This window comes from Chthonomonas sp. (assembly GCF_035294505.1).
Classification (GTDB): domain Bacteria; phylum Armatimonadota; class Chthonomonadetes; order Chthonomonadales; family Chthonomonadaceae; genus Chthonomonas.
This window is the reverse complement of sequence record NZ_DATGKU010000141.1, coordinates 1-5,557: the sequence shown is the minus strand read 5'-3', so window position 1 is coordinate 5,557 and position 5,557 is coordinate 1. Positions and strand designations below refer to the sequence as shown.

Below are 5,557 nucleotides of genomic sequence, written 5' to 3'. Positions count from 1 at the left end.
CGCGTTCGTATTGGGTGCGCCTTCAAGACGGCTGTGCCTCTCTGACCACCACACAAGGGCGCGTTTGTGTTACCTTCCGCCTGTGCGACTACTATACCCGTAGTGCAATCGCGAAAGGCACTCGCTCTGGAAGACCTCCGTTACCTTCGGGACAGAGCAGAAACGGTTTCCCGCGCAATGCGATGGCTCCTTGGCAACTGGGCGTTCCGGCAACTGCGTCAATTCATCGCCTATAAAGCCGAGGCGGCAGGAGTGCCCGTTGTGTTGGTTGATCCGCGCAATTCGTCTCGCACCTATTGTGTGTGCGGATACTGTGCCAAAGCCAATCGCAAGAGCCAGAGCAGCTTTCGATGTCAGCAGTGTGGCTTTGAGGCGAATGCCGACTTCAATGCGGCGCGAAACCTCAAAGCACGGGGCGAAAGTTCAGACGCCCTATTGTGTCGGTTGGCGGGTCATGCTTCCAACCAGGCGCAAGCCCCTATGCTTTAGCCAGGGGTATCTGACTAGGCGCACGCTTAAGAAAGTGTCAACACACGCAAAAAAATAGCCCTCGCGGTTGAGCGAGGGCCAAAGCAATGCCAGAAGGCCTAGGAACCGATCACACCTAGGAGCGCACAAAGTCTACAGAAGCCTGAATGGTTCGATGCTGCGAAACCTAGGCTTCGATATCCAGCCTCGATGACGTTTCGGATGCCGTCGTTAGGCTGTAGGCCGACGTATCGCCGGCATCGCCTGTTGATGCCGAAGGTGAGAAGAGGGCCCGCCGTATTTGTGCAATGCGCGCCGAAAGATGTTGTTCGAGTTGCTGCCCAAGCGCCTGTTCACGCGCCATCGCGTCGGCCTTGAGAGGTTTGGCATCCGATGGATTCGGCCAGAAGAATCCACCTTGGGTATAGGGCTGTATAGACATCGTTTGGGTCTCCTTTTACAGGAACTCTAGGACATACCGTTTGTCTTGAGGTTCTCGATGTCTCTTGCTCGCCCTTGCTTCGAGATTCCCTTGTTGTCCCCACGCTTCGAGGCGTAGGGCCGGCGCTGTCCTAATTCTATTGTCGCACAGACTTTTGGTGTGCGCAACGGAGATTTTACTGGTTTCTCTGCTACCTAAAGGAAAAATCGTTAGAACTTTTTGCTTGCCTCTACGTCTGAAAGGGTATCAACGTGGCGAAAAATTGCCGAAAAGCGTTGAATCTATCTCATTCATAGCGCCAGTCTTTCGGGGCTGATGGGAGACGAAATATGAGTGCAGAGGTACATTCGCAAGATTATCAGAGAATGGCGCACCTGTTGCGCCGAGCGGGTTTCGGAGCCGACCGTGAAACGGTGCTCGCCTGCTTGCAAGAGGGCTTTGACGCCACCATACACAAGCTCGTCCACTACGACGAGGTGCTCGGCCCCGACACTTTCGAGGCCATGGAGGATCGACAGCTTAACGACATTCTTGCCCAAAACAACATCGCCGACCTACAGATATGGTGGCTCAACCGCATGGTGCAGACGGATAGGCCCTTGCAGGAGAAGATGACCCTATTTTGGCATGGGCACTTCGCGACGGCCTATTCCAAGGTAAATTCGGCCCGCCTGATGTTTCAGCAGAACCAGCTTTTCCGTCGCAATGCCGTGGGCAACTTTCATGACCTCACGCTAGCCGTGTCGAAAGACCCTGCGATGATCTGGTATCTCGATAACAACACCAATCGTAAAGGGCACCCCAACGAAAACTACGCGCGCGAGTTGATGGAGCTATTCACACTCGGCATCGGCCACTATACGGAACAGGACGTGCGTGAGAGCGGCAGGGCCTTTACTGGTTGGACGTTCAACCGCCTTACGGGCGAGTATGTGTTTCTCCCCCATGAGCATGATGACGGCATAAAGACCTTCCTTGGGCAAACGGGCAACTTCAACGGGGATGACATTGTGAACATCATCATGCAGCAGCCCTCATGTGCCCCCTTCATCTGCACCAAACTGTTTAAGTTCTTCATTCACGAGAACCCGACGCCGGAAGAGGTGAGACCCTTCGCGGAGATTTTCCGCAAATCCAACTACGAGATCAAGCCCGTTCTTGAGGCCATGTTCCGCTCACCAGTTTTCTATTCGGAAAAGGCCATGTGGAGCAAGGTCAAAAGCCCCACCGACTTTGTGGTCAGCGCCGTTCGTGCAACAGGGGCTCAAGTTCCTGTGCGGTTTCTTCCGGCAGCCATGCGGGCGATGAACCAGGAGCTATTTAACCCGCCGAGCGTGAAAGGATGGGATGGAGGGCTTACCTGGATCAACACGACCACTTTGATGGCGCGGTTCAACTTTGCCATGCAGCTTGCCCGCCTGAATGAGGAGAACCAGCCCCTGTTGGCCAGCCTGGAGCAACAGATCGCCGAGAACCGGCTGCGCACTGCGGAAGCGATTGTGGACTATTTGGCCGAGCGCGTGCTCCATCGTCCGGTGATGGAAAAAACACGCGATATTCTGGTGAACTACATGAACACCGATCGAACGGGCACATACCAGCCGTTCACCATTGCAGATACGGGGCGCATTCCTCCGGCCAAGCTCATGAAAGTTCATGGCCTGCTTCATCTGATTTTGCTGACCCCGGAGTATCAACTGGTTTAAAGTGGAGGAGAAATTGACGCGAACGAAGCCATCGTTTGCCTTCAGGGCGAACCGATGGAACGAGCGAGGAGATAAAGCTATGCGAACGACACGTCGTGAATTTATTCGGAACGGTTTAACCTTCCTTTCGTTTGGGATGATGGCTCCTAGCAGCCTGGTGCGTGCTGCTGCCGAGCTAACGGATGAAAACGGTCGCGCGAAGGCAGGCACGGGAAACATTCTGGTGGTGCTACAGATGTTCGGGGGGAATGATGGGCTAAACACGCTGATCCCCTATACGAACCCTCTGTACTATCAAAACCGGCCCACCATAGGCATCCCGAAAGAGCAGGTGTTGCCCATCTCGAACTCTGTTGGGCTGCATCCCTCTATGTCGGCTTTACAGCAGCTTTTTGAAAAAGGGCACGTTGCCGTGGTGCAGGGCGTAGGCTATCCCAATCCTAATTTCTCTCACTTCCGCAGCCAGGAGATATGGCAGACCGCCGACCCGGTGTCAACGGTGGTTCGTGAGGGATGGTTAGGGCGTTACTTTGATGACGATGGGCACCTTAGAGAGAACCCGTTGGCGGGCATCAACATAGGAGGCGAGTTGCCCCGAGCCCTCTACAGCGACTTCGGCTCCGTTGTCTCCATGCAGAACCCCAACGCTTTTCAGCTGCAGACGATCGCTCCTGCCGAGCACAATGCCGAGATCGCTGCGTTTACCGCCCTCTATTCGCAGGGCACCATGGCCAACAGCACTGACGACCTAGTGCGCAAGCTCGGCCTAGAGGCTTATACCTGTAGCGAACGCATTCGCAAAGCACTACAGGCCGAGGCGAATCAGCAGGATGATGAGCCTGGCAGCCCAACAGGTCGCACCCTGGATGCACCGAGCTATGTGGGGCGGACCGGGCAGATGTCGCCGCTTGCCCGCAACCTGCATACCATCGCGCAGTTGATTAAAGCCGACCTCGGCACCAAGATATTCTATGTATCCACCGGCGGCTTTGATACACACGCCAACCAGTTCCCCACACAGGCCCGATTGCTGCAAGACCTCTCCGACTCGCTTGCGGCTTTCTACGCCGAATTGGAGCAGATAGGCGTGGCCGACCGGGTAACGTTGGTGACCTTCTCCGAGTTCGGGCGCAGGGTGCAGGAGAATGCGTCCGGCGGAACGGACCACGGCGCAGGCAGCTGTCTGTTTGTGATGGGTGGGGCCGTGCGAGGCGGCTTCTACGGCGAGTATCCGCCGCTTGACGACCTCTATCTCGGCAACCTGAAATTCAATGTGGACTTCCGTCAGGTCTACGCCACACTACTCGACAAGTGGCTTGGCGTCTCCCCCCAAAAGATACTGAACGGAAGCTTCACCAACCTGCCGTTGTTTGCCTAAGGTGTAGCAGAGCGAACGAAAGATCGGGAGGCTCAAGTAGGAATGCCTGCGTGAGCCTCCCGGTTTTAATGGGTGCCCCATTCCATAGACATATTTGCAGGGATGGGCTAGTGGCCTAATCACAAATGCGTTTCAAGCCATTGAAATGCCTCTTCCCACATTGCGGGCGTCCACTCGTGGCCGACGTTAGAGTAAACCAGGCTACGATAGTGTGTTGGTTGAGAATAGAGGGCGTATATCGCTTTAACGGCCGTATTGATCGTCTCAACGCCGGATACAGGCGTACTGCGATCGTGTTCGCCGTTCAAGAGCAACAATGGCCTAGGGGCACATAGCGCGACAACGGCTTCCGTGTCGAAATGGCGAAGGAAGTTGGGCACGAAGAAGTAGATACCGTGTGTGGCCAAGGCGCCTACCTGTATAAGGTCTTGGTAGCGGGTAAGGCAGGCGATGCCGATGCCGCATTGTACGCGCTCATCCAGGGCCATGTGCCACCACGCGCGGGTGCTGCCCATGCTCATGCCCATGGTGGCGACGCGTTGCCTATCCACTTCGGGGCGCGTAAGCAGGTAGTCGAGGGCAAGCTGCTCATCTCGAAGCATCATGCCCCACAAGGTGCGTCCATACCAAAGGTTCAGTTTTGCCCAAGAGGCCTCTTCTTGCCCACCCCGTTCCTGTGGGCCATCGGGGCCGGTGCCGGCACGTTCCCCAAAGCCATAGGCATCTATGGCCAGCACCACGTAGCCGCGCGATACAAGCTCTTGGGCGATCGAGTTCCCGAGGGTGCTTTGCCGCCAAAGTTGCTCTTTTCCCACATCGTACTCGCCGCCGTGCCAATGAAGATATTGGATGGCGGGTGCAGGTCGGTCTTGCCGTTGTGGCAGGAGGAGGTATCCGGTCACGATGGCGCCCGCGCCTCCAAGTGGGTCGCCGTTATGGAAGCGGAAGTGTTCGAAAGAGATGCCTTCGCGCTGCCCACGTTCGATCAGCTCGACTTCAGGTGTGGTCTTCGGAGGGAGATCGCCTAAAAGCGAGAGAAGCGTTTGCTTTATTCGTTGGCGCTGCTCTTGCCATTCGGTTAGCGTTGTGGGAAGAGAGAGGGGCGGTACATAGGGAAGGTTATGCTTCATACGCTTTGCCTCCATTCAAGTTCGAGGATTATACCCAACGATTTCAAGAAACTTTTTTAGGTTTCCTGCCATCGAGCCCCCACTCCCCTCAAGGGCTATCCCACAGCCATCACCCTTACCTCTCAAAGCACATACACTTGTCCTTAGAACCGATGGGAATTTGAAACTCAAGATTTCTCGCCTTCGGCTCGAAATGACAGGTGTGGTATCGGCTCGAAATGACAGTTGTTTATCTCGTCTTCGGTTTGAAATGACAGGCGCATCGCCGGCTCTTCAAGCCCCCACCCCGCCACCCCTCCCCCCATTGGGGAAAGGGGCACCTCGCGGTGGGCAACTCAAGGCCGACGCCCTTCCCCTCAGCGGCCTGTGTCGTTTCCTTCATCGCCTATCTCCCTGGCCGCTGCATCGCCGTGCGCTAGCACCTCCCGAATCG

6 protein-coding genes are annotated in these 5,557 nt (G+C 55.9%); 4 read left to right on the top strand and 2 right to left on the bottom strand.

What is annotated here, in order from left to right:
• Positions 1-66 precede the first annotated feature (66 nt).
• Positions 67-489 carry a transposase gene (locus tag VKV18_RS08170; RefSeq protein WP_324203716.1) on the top strand — a complete coding sequence of 141 codons (423 nt, stop codon included), beginning with the start codon at positions 67-69 and terminating at the stop codon, positions 487-489.
• 166 nt (positions 490-655) lie between these two features.
• On the opposite strand, the gene VKV18_RS08165 is transcribed toward VKV18_RS08170, so the two are convergent.
• A complete protein-coding gene (locus VKV18_RS08165; protein ID WP_324203715.1) occupies positions 656-910 on the bottom strand; it encodes a hypothetical protein in 255 nt (84 codons plus the stop codon).
• A gap of 329 nt (positions 911-1,239) precedes the next feature.
• Here VKV18_RS08165 and VKV18_RS08160 point away from each other — a divergent pair, with 329 nt between their 5' ends.
• Both VKV18_RS08160 and VKV18_RS08155 read left to right on the top strand, forming a co-directional pair.
• Entirely contained in the window at positions 1,240-2,616 is a 1,377-nt protein-coding gene (locus VKV18_RS08160; RefSeq protein WP_324203714.1) for a DUF1800 domain-containing protein, read from the top strand.
• A 79-nt stretch (positions 2,617-2,695) separates the two neighbouring features.
• Positions 2,696-3,994, top strand: coding sequence for a DUF1501 domain-containing protein (locus VKV18_RS08155; protein WP_324203713.1), 1,299 nt, complete (start codon positions 2,696-2,698; stop codon positions 3,992-3,994).
• 119 nt (positions 3,995-4,113) lie between these two features.
• Here the strand turns inward: VKV18_RS08155 and VKV18_RS08150 are convergent, their stop codons facing one another.
• Positions 4,114-5,124, bottom strand: a complete 1,011-nt coding sequence (locus VKV18_RS08150) for an alpha/beta hydrolase family protein (protein ID WP_324203712.1) — start codon at positions 5,122-5,124, stop codon at positions 4,114-4,116.
• 250 nt (positions 5,125-5,374) lie between these two features.
• On the opposite strand from VKV18_RS08150, the gene VKV18_RS08145 reads away from it, so the two are divergent.
• Positions 5,375-5,557, top strand: a 183-nt coding sequence (locus VKV18_RS08145; RefSeq protein WP_324203711.1) for a hypothetical protein, incomplete at its 3' end; no start/stop codon positions are given.